13 protein-coding genes and 1 tRNA gene are annotated in these 21,273 nt (G+C 67.0%); 7 read left to right on the top strand and 7 right to left on the bottom strand.

Annotated features, from left to right (window positions below):
- Nucleotides 1–48 precede the first annotated feature (48 nt).
- Complete coding sequence (locus IFT60_RS20275; RefSeq protein WP_192054996.1) at nucleotides 49–1,068, top strand: SDR family oxidoreductase; 1,020 nt, start codon at nucleotides 49–51, stop codon at nucleotides 1,066–1,068.
- 93 nt (nucleotides 1,069–1,161) lie between these two features.
- On the opposite strand, the gene IFT60_RS20270 is transcribed toward IFT60_RS20275, so the two are convergent.
- The 3 genes from IFT60_RS20270 to IFT60_RS20260 all read right to left on the bottom strand — a co-directional run bounded on the left by IFT60_RS20270 (nucleotide 1,162) and on the right by IFT60_RS20260 (nucleotide 4,654).
- Nucleotides 1,162–1,599 (bottom strand): hypothetical protein, encoded by a 438-nt coding sequence (locus tag IFT60_RS20270; RefSeq protein ID WP_192054994.1) that lies wholly within the window; start codon nucleotides 1,597–1,599, stop codon nucleotides 1,162–1,164.
- An 88-nt stretch (nucleotides 1,600–1,687) separates the two neighbouring features.
- A complete protein-coding gene (locus IFT60_RS20265; protein ID WP_192054992.1) occupies nucleotides 1,688–2,803 on the bottom strand; it encodes a porin in 1,116 nt (371 codons plus the stop codon).
- Nucleotides 2,804–2,944: 141 nt separating this feature from the next.
- On the bottom strand, nucleotides 2,945–4,654 hold the full coding sequence (locus IFT60_RS20260; protein ID WP_192054990.1) for a sensor domain-containing diguanylate cyclase: 1,710 nt from the start codon (nucleotides 4,652–4,654) through the stop codon (nucleotides 2,945–2,947).
- 168 nt (nucleotides 4,655–4,822) lie between these two features.
- Between IFT60_RS20260 and IFT60_RS20255 the strand changes: the two genes are divergently transcribed.
- Nucleotides 4,823–6,547 carry a class I SAM-dependent methyltransferase gene (locus IFT60_RS20255; protein ID WP_192054981.1) on the top strand — a complete coding sequence of 575 codons (1,725 nt, stop codon included), beginning with the start codon at nucleotides 4,823–4,825 and terminating at the stop codon, nucleotides 6,545–6,547.
- A gap of 9 nt (nucleotides 6,548–6,556) precedes the next feature.
- Here IFT60_RS20255 and IFT60_RS20250 read toward each other — a convergent pair whose 3' ends face one another.
- Nucleotides 6,557–7,192 carry a class I SAM-dependent rRNA methyltransferase gene (locus IFT60_RS20250; RefSeq protein WP_192054979.1) on the bottom strand — a complete coding sequence of 212 codons (636 nt, stop codon included), beginning with the start codon at nucleotides 7,190–7,192 and terminating at the stop codon, nucleotides 6,557–6,559.
- Between the two features lie 115 nt (nucleotides 7,193–7,307).
- Between IFT60_RS20250 and IFT60_RS20245 the strand changes: the two genes are divergently transcribed.
- A tRNA-Ser gene (locus IFT60_RS20245) sits at nucleotides 7,308–7,397 on the top strand.
- 192 nt (nucleotides 7,398–7,589) lie between these two features.
- On the opposite strand, the gene IFT60_RS20240 is transcribed toward IFT60_RS20245, so the two are convergent.
- Together IFT60_RS20240 and IFT60_RS20235 are read right to left on the bottom strand one after the other, a co-directional pair.
- A complete protein-coding gene (locus tag IFT60_RS20240; RefSeq protein WP_192054976.1) occupies nucleotides 7,590–9,647 on the bottom strand; it encodes a putative bifunctional diguanylate cyclase/phosphodiesterase in 2,058 nt (685 codons plus the stop codon).
- The gene (locus IFT60_RS20235) at nucleotides 9,640–10,791 is read right to left on the bottom strand and encodes an HDOD domain-containing protein (protein WP_192054974.1); all 1,152 of its coding nucleotides are present in this window, start codon (nucleotides 10,789–10,791) and stop codon (nucleotides 9,640–9,642) included. Before IFT60_RS20235 ends, IFT60_RS20240 begins: the two co-directional genes overlap by 8 nt.
- A gap of 287 nt (nucleotides 10,792–11,078) precedes the next feature.
- Here IFT60_RS20235 and IFT60_RS20230 point away from each other — a divergent pair, with 287 nt between their 5' ends.
- The 4 genes from IFT60_RS20230 to IFT60_RS20215 all read left to right on the top strand — a co-directional run bounded on the left by IFT60_RS20230 (nucleotide 11,079) and on the right by IFT60_RS20215 (nucleotide 18,638).
- Nucleotides 11,079–13,145 (top strand): carbon starvation CstA family protein, encoded by a 2,067-nt coding sequence (locus IFT60_RS20230; RefSeq protein WP_192054972.1) that lies wholly within the window; start codon nucleotides 11,079–11,081, stop codon nucleotides 13,143–13,145.
- Nucleotides 13,145–13,342: a YbdD/YjiX family protein gene (locus tag IFT60_RS20225; RefSeq protein ID WP_192054970.1), complete on the top strand. Its 198-nt coding sequence runs from the start codon at nucleotides 13,145–13,147 to the stop codon at nucleotides 13,340–13,342. The genes IFT60_RS20230 and IFT60_RS20225 overlap by 1 nt, the downstream gene beginning before the upstream one ends.
- A 289-nt stretch (nucleotides 13,343–13,631) precedes the next feature.
- A complete protein-coding gene (locus IFT60_RS20220) occupies nucleotides 13,632–16,463 on the top strand; it encodes a response regulator (RefSeq protein ID WP_192054968.1) in 2,832 nt (943 codons plus the stop codon).
- Nucleotides 16,464–16,475: 12 nt separating this feature from the next.
- On the top strand, nucleotides 16,476–18,638 hold the full coding sequence (locus tag IFT60_RS20215; RefSeq protein ID WP_192054966.1) for a putative bifunctional diguanylate cyclase/phosphodiesterase: 2,163 nt from the start codon (nucleotides 16,476–16,478) through the stop codon (nucleotides 18,636–18,638).
- A 176-nt stretch (nucleotides 18,639–18,814) separates the two neighbouring features.
- On the opposite strand, the gene IFT60_RS20210 is transcribed toward IFT60_RS20215, so the two are convergent.
- Nucleotides 18,815–21,217 (bottom strand): penicillin acylase family protein, encoded by a 2,403-nt coding sequence (locus tag IFT60_RS20210; protein ID WP_192054964.1) that lies wholly within the window; start codon nucleotides 21,215–21,217, stop codon nucleotides 18,815–18,817.
- Nucleotides 21,218–21,273 lie beyond the last annotated feature (56 nt).

Raw genomic sequence — 21,273 nt, 5'->3', positions numbered from 1 at the left:
TCAGGGCAAGCAGTCCTTCCCGTACCAACCCGTGGAAAGGAAGCACTCATGTCAGCAAAACTTCGCAACATCAATGAACAGGTGATCGTCATTACCGGCGCCAGCAGCGGCATCGGCCTGACCACCGCCCGCATCGCCGCCGAACAGGGTGCCAAGCTCGTCCTTGCAGCGCGCAACGGCGAGGCGCTCGACCAGCTTGCCAGCGAACTGCGGCGCCAGGGCTGCCAGGTGGCGACCGTCGCCGCCGACGTCGGCAACGTCGCCGACGTCGAGCGCATCGGCCAGACCGCGATCGACCGCTATGGCCGCATCGATACCTGGGTCAACAATGCCGGCGTCGGTACCTTCGGGCGCCTGGAAGACATCGCGCTCGAAGACCACCAGCGCCTGTTCCAGACCAATTTCTGGGGCGTCGTGAACGGCTCGCTGGAAGCGGTCAGGCGCATGAAGCAGCGCGGTGGCGGTACCCTCATCAACGTCGGCAGCGAAGTGTCGGATGTGCCCGTGCCGCTGCAAGGCATGTACTCGGCCTCGAAACATGCGGTGAAAGCCTTCACCGAATCGCTGCGCATGGAGCTGCAGAAGGAAGAGGCGCCGATTTCGGTCAGCCTGATCAAGCCTGCCGCGATCGATACCCTGTTCGCCGTGCACGCCAAGAACTACATGGACAAGGAAGCGGTGCTGCCGCCGCCCGTGTATGCACCCGAGATCGTGGCCAAGGCCATCCTGCATTGCGCGACCCATCCGAAACGCGAAGTATTCGTCGGTGGCGCCTCGAAATTCGTTTCCGCCGGCCATGCGCACATGCCGCGCCTGATGGACCGCTACTCGCGCGCGACCCTGTTCAGCCAGCAAAAATCGAAGTTCGACAAGATGCCGGGCCGCCCCGATGCCCTGCATGCGCCGGATCCGAGCCATACCCTGCGCGAGCGCCAGGGCATGACCGAACGCAGCGTCAAGGAAACCTCGGCCTACACCACGCTCAGCCTGAACAAGAAACCGCTGCTGACCGCGCTGCTGGGCGGTGGCGCCCTGTTCGCGGCGTGGAAACTGACGCAGCCACGGTAACTTGCGAAAGTTTGGACTGGACGTCAAAAAGGCGCGCAAGATCGCGCGCCTTTTTGTTTATCGCAGCGCGGGCACACCTGCCCACGCTGCCACTTACTTCCCGTCGTCAGGATCGATCGGCGGCCCGCTCGCCAGGAAATCGGTATCGTCTTCTGTCAGCGGCAAATCGGGAATCGATTCGATATGGTCGGTGTCGATGTCGGCGCCATCTTTGACGACCGTGTCGCGGCCGGCGGCGGCGCGCTCGCCGGTGCCGCCCATGTCGCTGTCGCCCGAGAAATTGGCGTCGCCGACGTCGGGGCCGGCCGTGTCGCCGGCGTGGCTCGACTCCAGGTCGGAGGTCGTGCCTTCGTCCAGGTGCAGCACCTGGTCGTCATCGAGGTTGGTCGCGAAACCGGGGCCGCCGACGACATCGCTGCCAGTGTCGGAAATGTCGCTCGGTCCCAGCGCGTCGATGCCGTGGCCCTTGCCAAGGCTGCGGTCCGGGCTTTCCGGGAAGTTGTCCGGGTCGAGGGTACTAGTACCAGTCATAATGCCTCCGTGAAAATGGTTGTCGAATGATTGAAAGATAGTGTCAGGCTACAGGCATTTGCCCGTGCACGTCGCAGCGCAGGCCGCATCAAAAAGCGTGACGCATGCCGAGGTTGAGGGCTGAATTGCCATTGCCGCGCGCGCCGCCATTGCCGACCGTATAGGCGGCGCCGTTGCGATTCTCGATGCGCGAGTAGGCCGCATAGAAATCGGTGCGGCGCGACACCGCATGGCTGGCGCCAAAGGCGACCTGGGTGGCGTCCTGGTTGGCCAGGTCGCGGTCGTCCTTGGTGATGTAGGAAGCGAGCAGGGTCGTGCCCTGCCCCAGCGGCATCGCCAGCCCGAACAGGCCATCGCGGCTGCTGCTCGACGGCGTGCGCGCCAGGCCGGCGCCATACGGATTGTCGGGATTGAACAGCGGCGACGCGGCCCAGCCCCGGCTCATGCTGTAGGCGGCGTAGGCCGTGCCCCAGCCAAGGCGCAGGTTGGCCGCCAGGATCGAGTTGCGCGCCACGGTGTCGTTGCTGGTTTTGCTGTTGAGCTGGACGCGCACGGCGTTCAGGTTCTGGTGCGCCGCGCGTACCGTCAGCGCTCCAGCCTCGAGGCCGACCGTCATGCCCCAGGCCCGTCCGGCGGGCGAGGTATCGACCTGGTCCTTGAATGCGTACGAAGCGCCGGCCGAGATGCCGCGCCGCAGCGGCCCGTAGTACTGGACGCTGTTGTCGGCGCGCCGCCCGCCGCCGATCAGGTTGCCCGCATTGCCGGCCATGCCACCCTTGAACGGGTCGCCGACGTCGGTCAGCGCCAGGTATTGCAGGTTGTACTGGCGCCCGATGGTGAGGGCGCCGAATTCACCGGCCAGGCCGACGAATGCCTGGCGCCCATACAGACGCTCATGCAGGCGCTCGTGCCGGTCGCCGCGCCCGGTCTCGACACGCACGCCGCTCTCGGCGGCAAAGATGGCTTCGGTGTTGCCGGCTTGTGCGTGCCGCTGGACCTCGGTGCGCGATTCCGGCCCTGCTCCGCCCAATCCGGTCGCGCAGCTGCCGGCGCAAGCGCGCTGACCCGCACCGGGATCGACGACACTGAACGCACTCAGGCCATGCGTGATGACGCTTCCCTGCACGCTTCCCTGCGCGCCACCCTGTGCGCAGGCAAACGCGGCACTTCCTCCCAGCACTGCAAACGTGACGAACTTGCGCATCGGCGTATCCTCCTACGCCTCTACATTACCCCTCTCAAGCGAGTTCATCTGTCGAATGTCACACATACGGCTGACCAGTTCGGCTCGTCTTTGTGTAGGTACATTCTGACTTCTGAAAAGCAACGCTTCCGAAGTGATACCTCAGCTTGCCAACGCCACCCCGTTCTTGCCGCCGCGTTTGGCGGTGTACATGGCGCCGTCGGCGCGCGCCAGCCAGCCGTCGAGATCGTGCGCGTCGCCCGGCAGGTGCAGGGCCACGCCGATGCTGGCGCCGATCGTCACCGTGGCGCGCTTGAGCCGGTAGGGCGCGCGCAGTACCGCGAGCAGGCTGTCGGCCTTGTCGTTCGCATCCTGGACGTCGCTCAGCCCTTCCAGCACCGCCACGAATTCGTCGCCGGCCAGGCGTGCGGCCAGGTCGGTCTTGCGCACGCCCGCCAGCAGGCGCGCGCCGAACTGGCGCAGCAGTTCGTCGCCCTCCTCGTGTCCATGGGTATCGTTCACGCCCTTGAAGCCATCGAGGTCGAGAAACAGCAAGGCGCAGGGCTTACCGATGCGCGCGGCGCGGCGCATGGTTTCGGGCAAGGCCTGCATCAGGGCACGCCGGTTCGGCAAGCCGGTCAGGGCGTCGCGCAGCAGCAAGGCTTGCAGTTCGGCGGTACGGGCGGCGACGGTGCTTTCCAGCTGCTGGTTCATTGTCTCGAGCGCGCTGCGATGCGCCTCCTCGCTGCGCACCAGTTCGCGCATGGCGGTCGACAGCACCTGTGCTTCATGAAAACCGTCGACCACCGGGATGTCGGCCGAGCGCCCGCCGGCACGAATCGCGGCCACCGCCTGCGCGATGGCCCCGCTGAGCGCCACCATCGGCTGCGTCAAGCGGCGCGCCAGCAACGCCGCGCAACCGGCCAGCACGGCGGCCATCAGTACGCTCAGCCAGATCATCCGCTGTTCCAGTTCGCGCGCGTGGGCCAGCGCAGCATCCTCGCTGTGGCGCACCAGCACTGCCCACTGCAGGGTGGCCGGGTCGCCGGCGCTGCCGGTCTGGCTGTAGCCGGTCAGGTAAGCCTCGCCGTCCGGCCCCTGCTCGCGCAGCGAACCGGTCTGGCCGCGCTGCGCCAGGCGCAGGCTCGCGCTGTCGAACTTCGTCTCCAGCAAGTCGGGCGGCCCCAGCAGGACGGTACCGTCGGCGCGCACCACCAGCACCTCGGCGCCGTATTCGCGCATGGCCGGCGTGAGCAGCTGGCGCGCGCGGTTGCGCACCCACTGCCAGCTCATGTGCACCCCGACCACGCCGCGCATGGCGCCGTCCGCCCCGACCAGCGGTGCCGACAGGTCGATGAAGCGCCATGGTTCGTCTGCCTTCGGCAACAGCTTGTCGAGCAATAGGGCCGGATGGTAATCGGTCGCGTGCACGCCGCGCATCCCCGCCTGGAACCAGGGACGGCCATCGACCTGCACGCCTTCGATCATGCGCCCGGTTGCCGCCCGCACCTTGCCGTCGGCATCGGCCACGCCGATCCAGGCGTAATCGGCCACCGCGCCCTGCACGGCTTCCAGCACGCTGCGGGTGGCGTCGGGATCGTCCCAGGAGCGCACCTGCGGCAGTTGCGCCAGCAATTTGACGGTGACGACGGCGCTGCCGGTGACGCGGTTGAGCGAATCGCGCATCTGCCACGACAACTGCTGCAGGCGCAACTGCGCTTCCTTGCGCGCCTGCTGGTGCGCGAAATGGCTGACCAGGGCCAGGTGTAGCAAGACCGTCAGGGTGACGGCGATGCTGACCGTGAGCATGGTGATGGTCGCCAGGCGCAATGGGCGCTGGGTCGCCGCGGGGGCGCGAACCGGTTTCTGCATGCGGATCGATGGATCAAAATTAATCGAGCATCATATCCGCGAGGGAATATGTTTCCAATAAGTTTAGTGCGCGAGCGTACCGATAGCAGGGTCAGACCTGGGGCACGCCGAGATATTGAACAGTTCCGGATTACAATATGCCAGCTCAACCGCAATGAACGAACGCCCATGGCGCTTATCCCTTACTACGAACAGCAGGCAGTGCGCCTCGTCGACCAGTACGAATCGCTCGCCTTCGAAGACGTCCACGCCTCGCTGCTCGACCTGTTGCCGCCCCCTGGCGCGACCGTGCTCGACATTGGCGCCGGTTCCGGCCGCGATGCCGCCTGGCTTGCCGCGCATGGCTACGAGGTCGTTGCGGTCGAGCCGTCGGACGCCATGCTGGCGCAGGCGCGCCGCTTGCACGCGTCAAACAGGATCCACTGGCTCTCGGACAGCCTGCCCGACCTGACCCGCGTACGGCGCCTCGGCCTGCACTTCGACCTGATCCTGCTGTCGGCGGTATGGATGCACGTTCCACCGGCAACGCGCCAGCGCGCGCTGCGCAAACTGGCCACGCTGCTGGCGCCCAGGGGACGCATTGCGATCAGCCTGCGCCTCGGCGCGCCCGACAGCGAGCGGGCGATGCATGCGGTGTCGCCGCAGGAGCTGTCGAGCCTCGCCCTGCAATTCGGATTGCGCGTGGTGCGCACCACCGACAGCCCGGACAAGCTCGGGCGCAGCGAGGTGGCGTGGACCAACGTCGTGCTGGGCCTGCCCGACGACGGCCTGGGCGCCCTGCCCCTGCTGCGCCACCTGATCCTGGTCGACGAAAAATCGTCGACCTACAAGGTCGCCCTGTTGCGCGTGCTGGCCCGCATTGCCGATACGGCGGCCGGACTGGCGCGCTACGAAGCGGACGCGGTCGTCGTTCCGCTCGGCCTGGTAGCGCTGTTCTGGATGCGGATGGTCAAGCCGCTGATCGAACACGGCCTGCCGCAAATGCCGGCGTCGCGCCTCGGCACCGGACCCGGTTTCGTGACCGACAGCTTCAATGCCCTGCAGCCGCTGGCGCCGGTGGAACTGCGCATCGGCGCGGTATTCGGCGGACAGACGGCGAAACATTTGCACCGCAGCCTGTCCCAAATCGCGCAGCTGATCCGCGACATGCCGGCCAAATACCTGCGCTGGCCGGCCAGCGACAAGCCGATCTTCACGGTGTCCCGGCGTCGCCAGCTGTCGGCGCCGGAGCGGCTCCTGATCGACGCGCCGTTCCTGTGGAGCCTGGGCGACTTCCGCGTTCCCCTCGAACTCTGGCAGGCGCTCAGCCATTACAACGTCTGGGTCGAGCCCGTGCTCGTATCGGAATGGGTCAGGCTGATGGAGAACTACGCCGGCCGATCGCGCCCTGACGTACGGGCGCTCGCGCACACGCTGCTTGCCTGGGCCGATCCGGTGCGCGACACGCGTCTTGCACGAACCGCGGTCGAGCGCATCCGCGCCGCCGGCAAACCCGTGTACTGCGTCTGGTCGGGTGCGCGCCTGAAGGATGACTACGACGTCGACCACTGCTTCCCGTATGCGGCATGGCCCTGTGGCGATGCGTGGAACCTGATGCCGGCGGCGCGGCGCATCAACATCCAGAAATCGAACCGGCTGGTGACGCAAGCCGGACTGGCGCGCGCCAGCGAGCGCATCGTCGACTGGTGGGCGGATGCCTGGCTGGGCCAGGGCGAGGAACAGGGACGCCAGTTCTTCCTCGAAGCCAGCCAGACCTTGCCGGTACTGGCGAGCAGTCCGAGGACGGCCGACATCATCGATGCGATGAAGCTGCACCGCATCCGTTTGGCCAAGGACCAGGGTTTGCGGCCGTGGGAGCCGGCTAGCCTCGGCGAGCGGGTGACGGCCGATTAGAGAAGAAATTCAGCGCGGGTAGACAAACCCGGTGCGGATATCCATCGGCGCCAGCCGTCCACCCTCGCGCACCATCAGCTTCTGCGGCGGCTCATTGCCCGCCAGCGCACGCCAGATGTCCGGCAGCCCCTCGCCCTTGCGCAGCAACTCGTCGCTGCGCTCGAACACATTGGGACAGCCGGTTTCCTTGATGAGCGCCTGCACCACGGCCACCTTCCACAGGTCGACGCCGGCGGCGTTGAACTGGCAGACCAGGTAGCCATCGGCGCCGCCATAGCTGTGCACCAGCAGGCCGGGCAAGCCATCCTTTTCGCCATCGACCAGCTGGAACAGCGCTTGCGGATCGGCGGTAACCCATGGCCCGGTACGGCGCTGCAGGGCCGCCTGCACGCGGCGCTTGATCAGCGCGTGGTCGATCGGCTCGTCTTCGCGCAGGGTCCAGACGCGCGCGGCGATTTGCGATTTGGCGTTGTAGGCGGCGCGCGCCAGGAACTGGCGCGAGGAGGATTGCACGATGGCGGTGGCGCCGGGCTTGCTGCGCTCCTGCGGTTTGCCGTCGACTTTGTCGATGGCGGAGAGGTAGATCCAGGGGTCGCCGGCGAGGATGGATTTTTCCTTGCCTTGTTTGATGGTGATGATGAGCATTGCAAACTTTCGGTTCGAAGGGTGGGATCATATAGCAAACCACATCGACCCTGGCCATATCGCTGCCCGATTGCCTGCCCTCAAGAGAGTGATTTATGTATAATGCCGGACGTCAGGAAGCGTGGCCGAGTGGTTGAAGGCAGCAGTCTTGAAAACTGCCGACGGGGGAACCCGTTCGTGAGTTCGAATCTCACCGCTTCCGCCAAGCATATTGAACAAAAGCCCCACGAGTTGGGGCTTTTTTCGTTTTCTCTTGCTGGGCAGTCGTGCTCGTTCTGGATTGGCAATGCGGCGATTAATCCGTACAATCACCGCATGAATTGCAGCGATTACACGTGTATTTGGCAAGTGCCAGCCCCACTGCCTTGAGCGTTGCCGCAAGCATTCCCTATTCACCCTACTCCACCAGCAACCAATTCTCCCGCAACCCCTGCTCGAAGCGCGCCGCCGGCAACGGCGCCGCGTACAGGTAACCCTGCACCTCGTCGCAGCCCGAGGAGCGCAGGAAGGAAAGCTGGTCGAGAGTTTCGACCCCTTCTGCGATCACCCGGTGTCCGAGCTGGCGGCCGATGCTGATGATGGTGCTGGCGATGGCGCAGTCGCTCGAATCCGCGGGAATCCCGGTCGTGAACGAGCGGTCGATCTTGAGGGTGTGGATTGGAAAGCGCTTCAGGTACGACAGGCTCGAATAACCGGTGCCGAAGTCGTCCAGCGAGAGCGCCACGCCAAGCGCGTTGATGCTGTCCATGATGCCGATCACGCGGTCGATGTCGTGCATCAGGGTGCTTTCGGTGATTTCGAGTTCGAGCCAGCATGGGTCGAGCGCGTAGCGTGCCAGGGTGGCGACGACGCGCGCCGGCAGCGAGGAGGTGAATTCGCGCGCCGAGACGTTGACGGCAATGCGGAACGGACGCAGGCCGGCGCGCTGCCAGATGGCGGCCTGGGCGCAGGCTTGCTCCAGCACCCATTCGCCGACCTGCACGATCAGGCCCGTGGTTTCGGCCAGCGGGATGAAGTCGGCTGGCGGCACCAGGCCGCGCTCGGGATGGGCCCAGCGCACCAGCGCTTCGGCGCCGATCAGGCGGTCGCTGCCGATCTCGAACTTCGGCTGGTAGTACAGCAGCAGTTCGCCATGGCCGAGCGCGTGGCGCAGGCCGGACTCGATGCGCATGCGCTCGTGCATGCCCTGGTTCATGTCCATGCTGTAGAAGGCGACACTATTGTCCGGATTCGCGTGGCCCTCTTTGGCGCGCGCCATCGCAATGTCGGCGTTGCGCAGCAGCGTCTCGGCTTCCACTCCATCCTGCGGGAACACGCTGATGCCGACGCTGGCGCCCACGCGCAGGTCGTGGCCGTCGACCAGGAAAGGCGCATCGAGCGCGGCCTGCAGCTTCTGGGCGACCGTGGTCGCCTCGAAGTGCTGGCGGATGTCGAACAGGCCGACCGCGAATTCGTCGCCGGCTAGGTGCGCGACCACGTCTTCTTCGCGCAGGGTGGCGCGAAAGCGCGCCGCGACCTGGCGCAGCAATTCGTCGCCGACGCGGCGGCCGAGGGTGTCGTTCACCAGCTTGAAGCGGTTCAGGTCGATGAACAGCACGCAGCCGGTGCCCACGTTGCGCTGCGCTACCATCAGCGCCTGGTCGACCAGGCGCGCGAACAGGGTGCGGTTCGGCAGGCCGGTGAGTTCGTTGTAATAGGCCAGGTGATGCAGGCGTTCTTCGGCCAGCTTGCGCTCGGTGATGTCGGTGAGGTAGGCGATCAGGCCGACCGGGCGCTCTTCCATATCGCGCAAGGGCGACAGCGACAGGCTGGCCCAGAATACCTCGCCCGATTTTTTACGGCGCCGCACCTCCATCATGCGCCCGCCGTTTTCGGCGAACGCATCCGGCAGGCTTTCGTCTTCGTCGACGTAGAGGAACAGGATGCTCTGCCCCACCGCTTCCAGCGACGAATAGCCGAACAGGTGCTCGGCGCCGCCGTTCCAGCTGGTGATGTAGCCCATCAGGTCGAGCGTGAGTACCGATTCGTGGATCTGGTCGAGGATTTGCGACTGGCGCGCCAGTTGCGCTTCGATGCCGGCATAGGCGTGGGTGGCGTGCCGCGCCAGCGAGTGCACCTGCAGCAGCGTGCCGGTGAGCGTGGCCAGGCCGGCCAGGTTGCGCCGGTCGTGCTCGTCGTAGTCGCCGCGCCCGCCGACTTCGTAGCAGCCGTAATAGGCGCCGTCGGTATGGATTTCGTGCACCAGCATGCTGGGGGGCGCGACGCACGGTTCGGCGCCGTTCGGGGCCATCGGGTCGACCGGCAGGAAACGTCCCTCGGGGCTGGCCAGCAGGGCGCGCGCGATGCGGCCCAGTTCCGCGCTCAGCGCCTCGCCGCGCAGGCGCAGCACGGCCTGGCTGAGCGCGGCGCTGCAGGCGACGAAATCGTGGGTCGACAGGATCAGTGCGTCAGACATTGCGGGCCACCTGGATCGCCCAGTGATGCGCGTGCAGCTGGCTGTCCCACCAGGCTGCGGCATCGACCTCGGCACTCGCCAGTAGCGCGGCGTCGGGACCGGATTCGCTCAACGCCAGGCGCTGGCCCAGTACGCTTTCGCGCGCCAGCAGCGCCGCCGTCACGTGCGCGGGCAAAGGAAGCTCGGCGAGGATCTCGGCCATCGGCATGCCGAGCAGGCGGTCGAGCAGGGAAAAGGCGCCGGTCATGAAGGCCAGGTCCTGGGCGTCGCGCTCGCCCCCCTCGCGCCTGCACAGCATTTCCAGCTGGCCGGCGCGCAGTGCGGCCAGGGGCAGCAGCAGGTTCGGCAAGCCGTCGGCTTCGCTGCGCGCATACAGCAGCAATTGCAGCCAGCGCTGCAGCTGGCGCCGGCCCAGCACGGCGATCGCCTGGGCGTAGCCGGTAATCGTGGTGTTCACCGCGAAGGCGGCCGAATTGACTAGTTTGAGCAAATGGTAGGAAAGCGCCGGGTCCTGCTTGAGCAGCAGTTCGAGTTCGCGCGCATCGGCGTCCGACGCGAGCAAGGCCAGGAGGCCCAGGATGCGCCGGCGCGAGGTGGCGTCCTGCGGCCGCGCGGCGCTCCGGTCGAGCGGGTAGTCGCCGCTGAACAGGGCGAAGCCGGCGCGCATGCAGTCGGCCAGGCGCGCCGCGCTGTCGACGCCGTGCGCCAGGTGCGGCCCAAAGGCCGCGGACAGGCTGCCGGCCAGGGGTGCGCCGATGCGGCAATCGAGCGAGACGGCGCGTACCCCTGCCGGACGTGCCATGCCAAACGGCAGCGGGCCGTCGAGCAGCAGGCGGTAGCTGGCATCGGCCAGCGCGGCAAGGCGCTGGGCCCTGCCCTCCTGCGCCAGCGCGCCGGCGGGGAAGGACAGTACGATGCGTTGCGGCGGCAGCAGGGTCAGCAGCTTGGGCGTAAGCCGGGCCGGGTCGTCCAGGTGCAGCACGCAGTCGAGCGGGGCGATCGCCGCCAGCAGATCGGGCGCGCCGAAAAACACCGGCACTTCGCCATCCCCCAGGTTCATGCGCAGCGCCACCCATTCGTTGCGGCTGTTCGCCACCGGGCGCAGGCGCACCAGCGGCAGATGTTTCAAGTCCAGCAAAGCCATCGGCGTCTTCGGAATAGGTAGTCAGACAATATTAGTCGAGCAGATGACCAAAAGCAATCGAAATGTTTCCACAAAGATACATTTCATCCCGCAATCATGACAAAAGCACTACGGGATAATACGTAGCGAAATTGCCACACCTGACAGTTAGAATCATGCGCTTGCCTTTTACATAATAGGGCAATAATAACGAAAGTCCGGGGTCGGACCCTTCCAGCCACGCTGTCAGCCCCATCAGCGTAGCGGATACGCCGCGCCCATACCAACAATAACTTCAAGGAGCCACCATGAATCGTCTCGGAAATCGACTCGGCTGGGCGGCGCTCTCACTCCTCGGCGCCGGTGCGCTCGCCTACGTAGCCTTGCGCCGCGGCGAGTCCATCAATGCCGTGTGGGTGGTGGCGGCCGCCGTCTGCGTCTACCTGATCGCCTACCGTTTCTACAGCCTGTACATCGCCACCAAGGTGATGGGACTCGACCCCAGCCGCCAGACCCCGGCCTATAAATACAACGACGGCCTCGATTACGTACCGACCAACCAGTACGTCCTGTTCGGCCACCACTTCGCGGCGATTGCCGGCGCCGGCCCGCTGGTCGGCCCCGTGCTTGCCGCCCAGATGGGCTACCTGCCGGGCATGATGTGGATCCTTGCCGGCGTCGTGTTTGCCGGCGCGGTGCAGGACTTCATCGTCCTGTTCATGTCGATGCGCCGCGACGGTCGCTCACTGGGCGACCTCATCAAGTCTGAAATGGGCGAGATTCCGGGCATTATCGCGCTGTTCGGTACCTTCATGATCATGGTTATCATCCTGGCGGTGCTGGCGCTGATCGTCGTCAAGGCGTTGACCGGCTCACCCTGGGGCAGCTTTACCGTCATGGCGACGATTCCGATCGCGCTCTTCATGGGCATTTATTCGCGCTACATCCGCGTCGGCCGCATTGGCGAGATTTCCTTCATCGGCTTCATCCTGCTGATGCTCGCCATCATCGGCGGCCAGTGGGTGCACGACTCCCCCACCCTCGGCCCGATGTTCACCTTCACCGGTACCGAGCTGACCTGGATGCTGATCGGCTACGGTTTCGTCGCTTCCGTCATTCCGGTCTGGCTGCTGCTGGCGCCGCGCGACTACCTGTCGACTTTCCTTAAAATCGGCACCATCGTGGCGCTGGCGATCGGCATCCTGCTGGTCGCGCCGCACATGCAGATGCCGGCCGTGACGCGTTTCGTCGACGGCACCGGTCCGGTCTGGTCGGGCAACCTGTTCCCCTTCCTGTTCATCACGATCGCTTGCGGCGCCGTGTCCGGCTTCCACGCGCTGATCTCCTCGGGCACCACGCCGAAGATGATCGAGAACGAGAGCCACGCCCGCTTCATCGGCTACGGCGCCATGCTGATGGAATCCTTTGTCGCCATCATGGCGCTGGTGGCCGCATCGACCATCGACCCGGGCATTTATTTTGCGATGAACGCACCGGCGGCGCTGCTCGGCACCACCGCCGAAAGCGCGGCCGCGGCCGTCTCCAACTGGGGCTTCGTGGTGACGCCGGATGCGCTCACGCAAATGGCCAAGGACGTCGGCGAGCACACCATCATCTCGCGCGCCGGCGGCGCCCCGACGCTGGCGGTCGGCATGGCCAACATCCTCTCGAACGTCGTCGGCGGCAAGACCATGATGGCCTTCTGGTACCACTTCGCGATCCTGTTCGAAGCGCTGTTCATCCTGACCGCGGTCGACGCCGGCACCCGTGCGGGACGCTTCATGCTGCAAGACCTGCTGGGCGCGTTCGCCCCGGCCCTGAAGCGCACCGAATCGCTGCCGGCCAACCTGCTGGCCACCGGCCTGTGCGTGGCGGCCTGGGGTTACTTCCTGTACCAGGGCGTGGTCGATCCGCTGGGCGGCATCAACACCCTGTGGCCGCTGTTCGGCATCGCCAACCAGATGCTGGCCGGTATCGCGCTGATGCTGGGCACCGTCGTGCTGTTCAAGATGAAGCGCGGTCAATACGCCTGGGTCACCGTGCTGCCGACCATCTGGCTGCTGATCTGCACCTTGAGCGCCGGCTGGCAAAAGATCTTCCACGAAAACGTGAAGATCGGTTTCGTGGCCCACGCCCAGAAGTTCCAGGCCGCGCTCGACCAGGGCCAGGTGCTGGCCCCGGCCAAGTCGCTCGGCGAGATGCGCCGCATCATCTTCAACGATTACGTCGACGCCGCGCTGGCCGGCTTCTTCATGATCGTGGTGATCGCCGTGCTGTACTACGGCATCCGCACGGTGATCAATGCGCGCAACAACAGCAACCCGACGGTCAAGGAATCGCCGTTCGTCGCTGCGCCGACGCCACAGGTGCCGTAATGTTCTCCACCCTCGCCCAGGCCGGCCGCTATCTCGGGCAAAGCATGCGCCTGATGGTCGGCTTGCCCGAGTACGACACCTACCTGGCGCACATGGAGCGCGAGCATCCCGACAAGCCGGCGATGACGTACGAGGAGTTTTTCCGCGAGCGGCAGGAAGCGCGCTATGGGTCGGGGCGAAGCGGAGGATGTTGCTGACGCGAAGCGTCAGCAACATCCTCCGCGCGTAGCGTGGGCACTTGTGCCCACGGAAGACAGGCCGCATAAAGCCAACGCACATTTCACCCCGTGCACGGAACGCGTGGGCGGCACAGCCGTGTCCACCCCACGCCACCCCACGCCCCCCGCTTTGCGGCAACGCAAAGCCACCCCCTCCCCTCCCACGTAATATTTTTTCTTGCAGGAATTTGCATTTCTGCAAGGAGGGCATGCGCGTGCTGGTTGGCGCCGGCCCGTATTGCCATGCCGCTCCTGCACATCTGCCGCCATGCCGAACTTCGCGCGTTCCAGCCTGTACCGCAAACTGACGACGATGTCGCTGCTGTCGACCGCCACCGCGCTGCTGTGCGTGTTCGTCGCCTTCTCAAGCGCCTCGGTCCTGAGCAAGCGCGAGAACGAAGGCCGCCACCTGTCCTCGCTGGCCGGCGTGGTGGCCACCAGCAGCGCCGACGCACTGGTCTTCAACGACCGCATCCTGGCCCTGACCCTGCTCGTGTCGCTCGAAGCCAAGCAGGAAATCTCGCGCGCAGCCCTCTACGATCGCAAGGGCATGCTGTTCGCCACCTATAAGGCACCCGGGCGTGCCGCCGCGGCGCCGCCGGCCAGGCTCGATGCGATGGACGCCGAAGCGCTGGCCGCGGCCAACCTCGAAGGCAGCCGGATCACCTCGCCGCAGCTGCGCCTGTACCGGCCGGTCATCGGCGGCACGGCCCAGGTCGGCGTGCTGGTGATCGAAGTCGACCTGCTGCCGATGTGGCGCGACATCCTGCGCGGCGTCGGCGTGCTCGCGGGCGCGATGTGCGTCTCGCTGCTGGTGTCGCTGGTGCTGGCGCGGCGCTTCACGCGCAGCATCACCGATCCGGTCACGAAGCTGATCGCGGCCGCGCAGCAGGTGTCGGAAAGCCAGAACACCACCTTGCGAGTGGCGCACACGCGCCGCGACGAACTGGGGACGCTGATCGACAGCTTCAACGACATGCTGGCCCAGATCGAGGGCCGCGGCGCGGCGCTGACCACGCACCGCGACGAGCTCGAACGCCAGGTATCGGTGCGCACCGAACAGCTCGAGCGCGCCAAGAATGCCGCCGAAGCGGCCAGCCGGGCGAAGAGCGCCTTCCTGGCCACCATGAGCCACGAGATCCGCACGCCGATGAACGGCGTGCTTGGCATGACCGAGATGCTGCTTGGTACCAGCCTCACCGAAGCCCAGCGCAACTACACGCGCCTGGTCAAGCGCTCCGGCGAACACCTGCTGGTGATCATCAACGACATCCTCGACTTTTCGAAGATCGAGGCCGGCAAGCTGACCATCGAATACATCAACTTCAACCTGTGGGACCTGCTCGAAGACATCCACACCGTCTACACGCCGCAGGCGCAGAACAAGGGCATCGCCTTCGAATTCGACATCGCCAACGACATCCCGGTGGCGATCTGCGGCGACCCCAACCGCCTGCGCCAGATCATGGCCAACTTGCTCGGCAATGCGATCAAGTTCACCGAGCGCGGCCGCATCGTGGCGCGGGTGCGCGTGGCGAGCGAAGACAGCCAGGCGGTGGTGCTGCGCTTCGAGGTGATCGATACCGGCATCGGCATCGCGCGCGAGGCGCGCGGGCGCCTGTTCGAAGCCTTTTCGCAGGCCGACGATTCGACCACCCGCAAGTTTGGCGGCACCGGCCTCGGGCTGGCGATCTCGAAGCAACTGGTGGAACTGATGGGCGGCGCGATCGGCGTCGACAACGGCACCCACAACGGCGTCAAGCAGGGCTCGGTGTTCTGGTTCACGGTCAGCTTCGACAAGCGCCGCGTCGACCCGGACGCGCCGGGCGCGGCGGCGCCTGGCGGCCAGCAGACCCTGAACGGCATGCGCGTGCTGGTGGTCGACGAGGACGCCACCACGCGCATCGCCCTGGCGCGCCACCTGTCGGCCTGGGAGCTCGCCTGCGAACAGGCGGACGGCGCGCGTGCCGCGCTCGAGCTGCTGGCGGCGCAGGCACGCGCGGGCGCGCCATTCGACGCCGCCATCCTCAACATGGAACTGCGCCAGTCGAGCGGGCTGCTGCTGGCGGCCACCATCAAGGCCGACCCGTTGACGCGCCCGACGCGCCTGATCCTGCTCAGTCCCGAACGCCTGGCAGCCGATCCGGTACAGCGGCGCGAAGCCGGTGTCGCCTACCAGCTGATCGAACCGGCACGCGCGGCCGACCTGTTCGCCTGCCTCGGCGCGCGCGCGCGCGGGCTGACCGCCCCCGCCGCCCAGTTCCTGCCGCCGCCGCAGGCGCCGCGCGGCGAACGGACCGCGCGCATCCGGCGCGTGCTGCTGGCCGAGGACAACCCGGTCAACGTCGAGGTGGCCAAGGCCATGCTCGAGAGCCTGGGACTGCAGGCGCAGGTGGCCCAGAACGGACTCGAAGCATTGGAAGCGGTACGCAGCCAGACTTTCGAGGCGGTGCTGATGGATTGCCAGATGCCGGTGATGGACGGCTTTGCCGCCACCGCCGCCATCCGCCGCGAAGAACAGGACGCCGGCCGTCCGCGCATGCTGCCGGTGATTGCGATCACGGCGAACGCGCTGCAGGGCGACCGCGAAGCCTGCCTTGCCGCCGGTATGGACGACTACCTGTCGAAACCGTTTACCCAGGCCGACCTGGCGGGCGTGGTCGGACGCTGGATCGCCATGCCGCTCAGCAGCAGCGTGCACCACGACGACGCCGCGCCGGCCCTGCCGCAGGCGATGCGCGACGTGATCCAGCGCGACGTCATCAATGCCCGCGCGCTGGAAAACATCCGCGCGCTCAGCCAGCGCGGCGGCGACGCGCTGGTGCAGAAGGTGATTTCAGCCTATGTCGGCGACACCCCGCAGCACCTGCGCACGCTGCGCCAGGCCGTCGGCGGGCACGACGCCGAGACCGTGCGCCGCGTCGCGCACAGCCTGAAGTCGGCCAGCGCCAACGTCGGCGCCGAGACGCTGGCGCGCCTGTGCAAGGACCTCGAACAAATGGGCCGCAACGCCAGCGTGACGGGTGCGGCCACCTTGCTCGCCGATATGGAAGAAGAGTTCCAGGCGGTGCAGCAGTCACTAAATGCCATGCTCGTCTAGAGAAGGAAGCCCATGTCACCCTCCCCATCCACACAACGCGGTGTCGTGCTGGTCGCCGACGACGATCCGGTCATGCGCCTGCTGATGCTCGAGATGCTGCAGCAGGTCGGGCTGGACGCCATCGAGGCCGAGGACGGGCGCCAGGCGTTGCGTCTCGCGCGCGAGCGCCGCCCCGACCTGATCCTGATGGACGTCGAGATGCCGCACTTGGACGGCTTCGGCGCCTGCCGCGCGATCCGCCGCAGCGAGGGTCCTGGGGCCTCGGTGCCGATCGTGATGGTCACCGGCGGCGACGACATCGAAGCCGTCACCAGCGCCTACGAGGCCGGCGCCACCGACTTCGTCTCGAAGCCGATCAACTGGCCGATCCTCGGCCACCGCGTGCTGTACGTGCTGCGCGCCAGCGACGCCATCGCGCGCCTGCGCATTGCCGACGCCCAGAACCGCGCCGTGCTGGCCGCGATTCCGGACACCTTCTTCCGCATGAACCGCGACGGCTTTTATCTGGACTATGAGCCGGGCCGCGGCTTTCCGAGCCGGGAGCGCGACGGCGCCGTGCCCTTCACCAGCGAGCGCTGCGTCGGCCGCCACATCAGCGAGGTGCTGCCGCGCGACATCGCCACGCGCGTCATGGAGCAGCTGGGCGAAGTCCTGCGCACCCAGCAGATCCGCTCGATCGAATACGAGCTGCTGCGCTTCGGCGACACCCAGCATTTCGAGGCGCGCCTGGTGGCCACCGGCCCGTCCGAAGTGCTGGGCCTGGTGCGCGACATCAGCGAGCGCAAACGCAGCGAAGAGCAGATCCGGCGCCTGGCCTATTGCGACAGCCTGACCGGCATCCCCAACCGCCAAGCCTTTCTCGAGACACTGGAACGCGAACTGCAGCGCTCGAAAGTCGGCAACAAGAAGTTCGCGGTGCTGTTCATGGACCTCGACGCCTTCAAGCGCATCAACGACACGCTCGGGCACAACGTCGGCGACCACCTGCTGAAAATCGTTTCCGAACGCCTGCGCGAGACGATCCGCCCCAGCGACCTGGTGTCGAGGAGCGAAGCACTGCCCGGCGAGGCCATGGTCGCCGAGACCTCGGCCACCAACCTGGCGCGCCTGGGCGGCGACGAGTTCACGATCCTGATTCCCGACCTGGAACGGGTCGAGCATGCGCTCAACGTCGCGCACCGGGTCAAGGAAGCGATGCGCCGGCCCTTCCTCATCGACGGCAACGAGATCTTCGTCACCGCCAGCATCGGCATCTCGTTGTTCCCGGAAGACGGCGACGACTGCAATTCGCTGCTGAAATTCGCCGACACCGCCATGTACCACGCCAAGAACTGCGGCAAGAACAACGCCAAGCTGTACAGCTCTTCGCTGACGATGCAGATCATGAGCCACGTGAAGCTCGAAGTGGGCTTGCGCAAGGCCTTGCAGAACGACGAACTCTACCTGCTGTACCAGCCGCAGCTCGACGTGCGCTCGCTGGAAATCGTCGGCGTCGAGGCGCTGGTGCGCTGGCGCCACCCCGAGCGCGGCATCATCTCGCCGACCGAATTCATTCCGCTGGCCGAGGAGACCGGCCTGATCGTGCCGATCGGCGAATGGGTGCTGCGTACCGCCTGCAACCAGGCGCGCCTCTGGCAGCGCGCTTTCCACCGCTCGGTGCGGGTGGCGGTGAACCTCTCGGCCAAGCAGTTCAAGGATGAGAACCTGTCGCAGATCGTGCTCTCCGCGCTCGACGAAACGGGACTCGACCCGAAGCTGCTGGAACTCGAACTGACCGAAGGCACGCTGATGGACGACGCCCGCGCCACCATGGCCACCCTCGAACAGTTGCGCGGCATCGGCGTGTATCTCTCGATCGACGACTTCGGCACCGGCTACTCGTCGATGAACTACCTGAAACGCTTCGACGTGCGCGCCCTGAAAATCGACCGCAGCTTCATTTGCGGCTTGCCGCAGGACTCGGAAAACGCGGCGATCACGCGCGCCATCATCGCCATGGCCCACGGCCTCAAAATGGCGGTGGTGGCCGAAGGGGTCGAGACCGACGAGCAGCTGGTGATGCTCGAGCAGTACGGCTGCGACCTGGTGCAGGGCTTCTTTCTTGGCCACCCGTCGAGCGCGGAGACCATCACCGAAATGCTGGGGCCGTTGCGCCTGGCCTTGCCGGCGCCTTGACTTGGCCACGCGGGCCGTAGGGTGGCCGGCTCCACCCCGATATCTGAAACCACGCGGCCGCCGCGCCGCCCACGCGTGACGCTAACCGGCCAGGAACCGCCAACGCAGCGCCGGCGTCACGCGTGGGCGGCGCATGCGTCGACGGACAATCACGCACAGAGGTGGAGCCGACCACCCTACGGCGTCAACGTCAGCGTATGACGCGCCGGCCCGGGCAGCAGCGGCAGCGCGCGCGCCCGCACCCACTCGTCATGCCCATGGCGGAAGTACGGCGACAGCGGGTGGCCGCTCTGCCCGCCCGGCATGTTGTAGAGCCCCGCCTCCTCGCGTCCTGGCGACACTGTCATCCGCTCCGACTGGCCGAACTTCGGACCGGCCACGCGCGGCATGTGGGCGTCGCCGGCCAGCTGGTCGGGCGGCACGCCCAGCCATGTGCCGAGCGCCGGCATCGCCAGCGCAATCGGATGGACGATCGCGGCCGTATTGCGTGCGCCCCAGGTGGCTTGTTCCAACGGTATGCCCGTGTGCTCGAGTTCGGCGATGACGCGGTCGACCGCCGCCAGCTGCACGTCGCGCCAGTTGCGTTGGCCCGGGGGCAGCCAACCGGGCGGCTGTTCATCGAGCAGGCGGGCCACTACCGCCGGCCAGCGCGGGTTGGCCAGCGCCATCGTCGCCTTGGGGTCGAGCGCCGCCAGCTGCGCATCGACGCCGTCGAAACAGAGGTCATGCAGCGCCCACATGAAGTCACGCGCCAGCCGGTAGCCGACCGACGCGGTGTCCGCACGCCCGCTCCAGCTGGTCTCGAGCAGGTGGCGGAAAGCGGCGCGGCGCGGATGCCGCTGCAGCGCCGCCGGGTCGAGCACGGCCAGCGCGCGTGCGCGCCAGCCGGCGATGAAGAGTGCGCGGTCGTCCAGCGCGACCGCAAAGGCGCCCGCTTCGTCGGTGCGCGCTCCCAGCGCGCGCAGGCGGTCGCGCAGCTGGCTGCTGCGCGCGCCGAGATCGAAACCGCCGTCGCCGACCAGCTTGCCCGCAAGTCCCAGCAACTGGCGGCTGTTCGCGGTCGAGAGCTGGCCGTCGGGCGGATTGAGCACGCGCGGATACTGTTCGGGCGCGAGCAGGCCGTCCCAGGGTGGTGTCGGCGCGCCGGACTGCAAGGGAAAACTGGCGTCGGCTGCGCTGGCGACGGAGGCGCGCAGCGGCAGCCGGCCGGCGATCGTCCAGCCGATATTGCCGGCACTGTCGCCGGCGACGAAATTCTGGGCCGGGATGCCGTCGACGGCGGCAATCGCCAGGGCCGCCTCGACGGTATCCGCCTCCTCCAGGCGCAGGTGGTTCAGGTTGAGGGCCCCCGGATCGTGCGCGACCCAGTGCAGCGCATAGGTGGCGCCGCCCGCAGCGCGCAGCGGGCCGAAGGCGGTCTCGCGCACCACCAGTCGCTCTGCGGCAGCGCCCTTCACTTCGATCGTCTCGACGTATTCGGCGGGACGCTCCCAGCCGCGCGGCGTCCGCACCTCGCCGGGCCGCGCGCGGTCGAAACGGACTTCGACCAGGTCGAGGTAATCCCCATAGCTGTTGGTGAAGCCCCAGGCCACTTTACCGTTGCTGCCGGCGATCACCAGCGGCGGCGCGCCGGGCAGCGTCACTCCGACCAGGCGCCGTTCGCGGCCCTGCCCGTCCGGGTAGGCCAGCGCCAGCCGGTACCAGATGTTCGGCAGTTGCAGGCCGAGGTGCATGTCGTCGGCGACGATCGCGGCGCCCGTCGTGCTGCGGCTGCCGGCGATCGCATAGTTGTTGCTGCCGACCAGTTCGGTGCGCTCGCGCAGGGCCAGCGACGCAGGCCGCGTCGGAGCAGTCCCCCACCATTCCGGCGCCGTGGCCGGCACCGGCGCATCCGGCGGCGCGACGGCATTGTCGAGCGGCGCATCCCAGCGCGAGGCCGTGGGCAGCAGGAAGGCGAGTTGCGCCGCGTCACTGCGCGCGCGCAGCCAGCCGCGCGCCAGTTCGCGCGGTGCCTGGTTGCCCTGCAGGTCGATGAACATCGCCCACACCGCCAGCAGCGAATCCTCGGCACGCCAGGGCAGCGGCGCACTGCCGGTCAACAGGTATTCGAAAGGACGCGCGCCGAGCGCGTCGACGCCGGCATTCACGCCGGCCACATACCTGTCGATGAAGAGGCGATCTTGCGGCGGCATCGAGGCCAGCACGCGCACGGCGCGCGCACGAAAACGATGCAGGCGGCGCGCACGGTCGAGCGGCAGCGCGCGCGGGCCGAACAGCGCGGCCAGTTCGCCGGCCGCGGTACGGCGCAGCAAGTCCATCTGAAAATAGCGCTCCTGGGCGTGCACGAAGCCGGTGGCGTAGGCGAGATCGAAGCGATTGTTACCGCGGATGAGCGGCACCCCGGCCGCATCGCGCGCGACCGTGACCGGCGCCACCAGTGCCGGCGCCCTGCGCTCGCCGTCGAGCTGGGCGAGGCTGGCGCACAGCAGCAGCCAGGCGGCGAGCGCTGTCAGCAAGATGAATCCCGCCAGCGCGAACGCCAGCCGCCGGGTCCAGGTTTTCCAGCGGCCTGCGTGCATCGCACCTCCCTGTTATTGAGAGCCTATCCCAGTAGACCGGAGTCGCTGCGAGCGCG

The organism is Massilia sp. CFBP 13721, assembly GCF_014842025.1.
In the GTDB taxonomy this organism is placed as follows: Bacteria; Pseudomonadota; Gammaproteobacteria; order Burkholderiales; family Burkholderiaceae_D; genus Telluria.
This window is presented reverse-complemented; position numbering and strand designations above follow the sequence as displayed.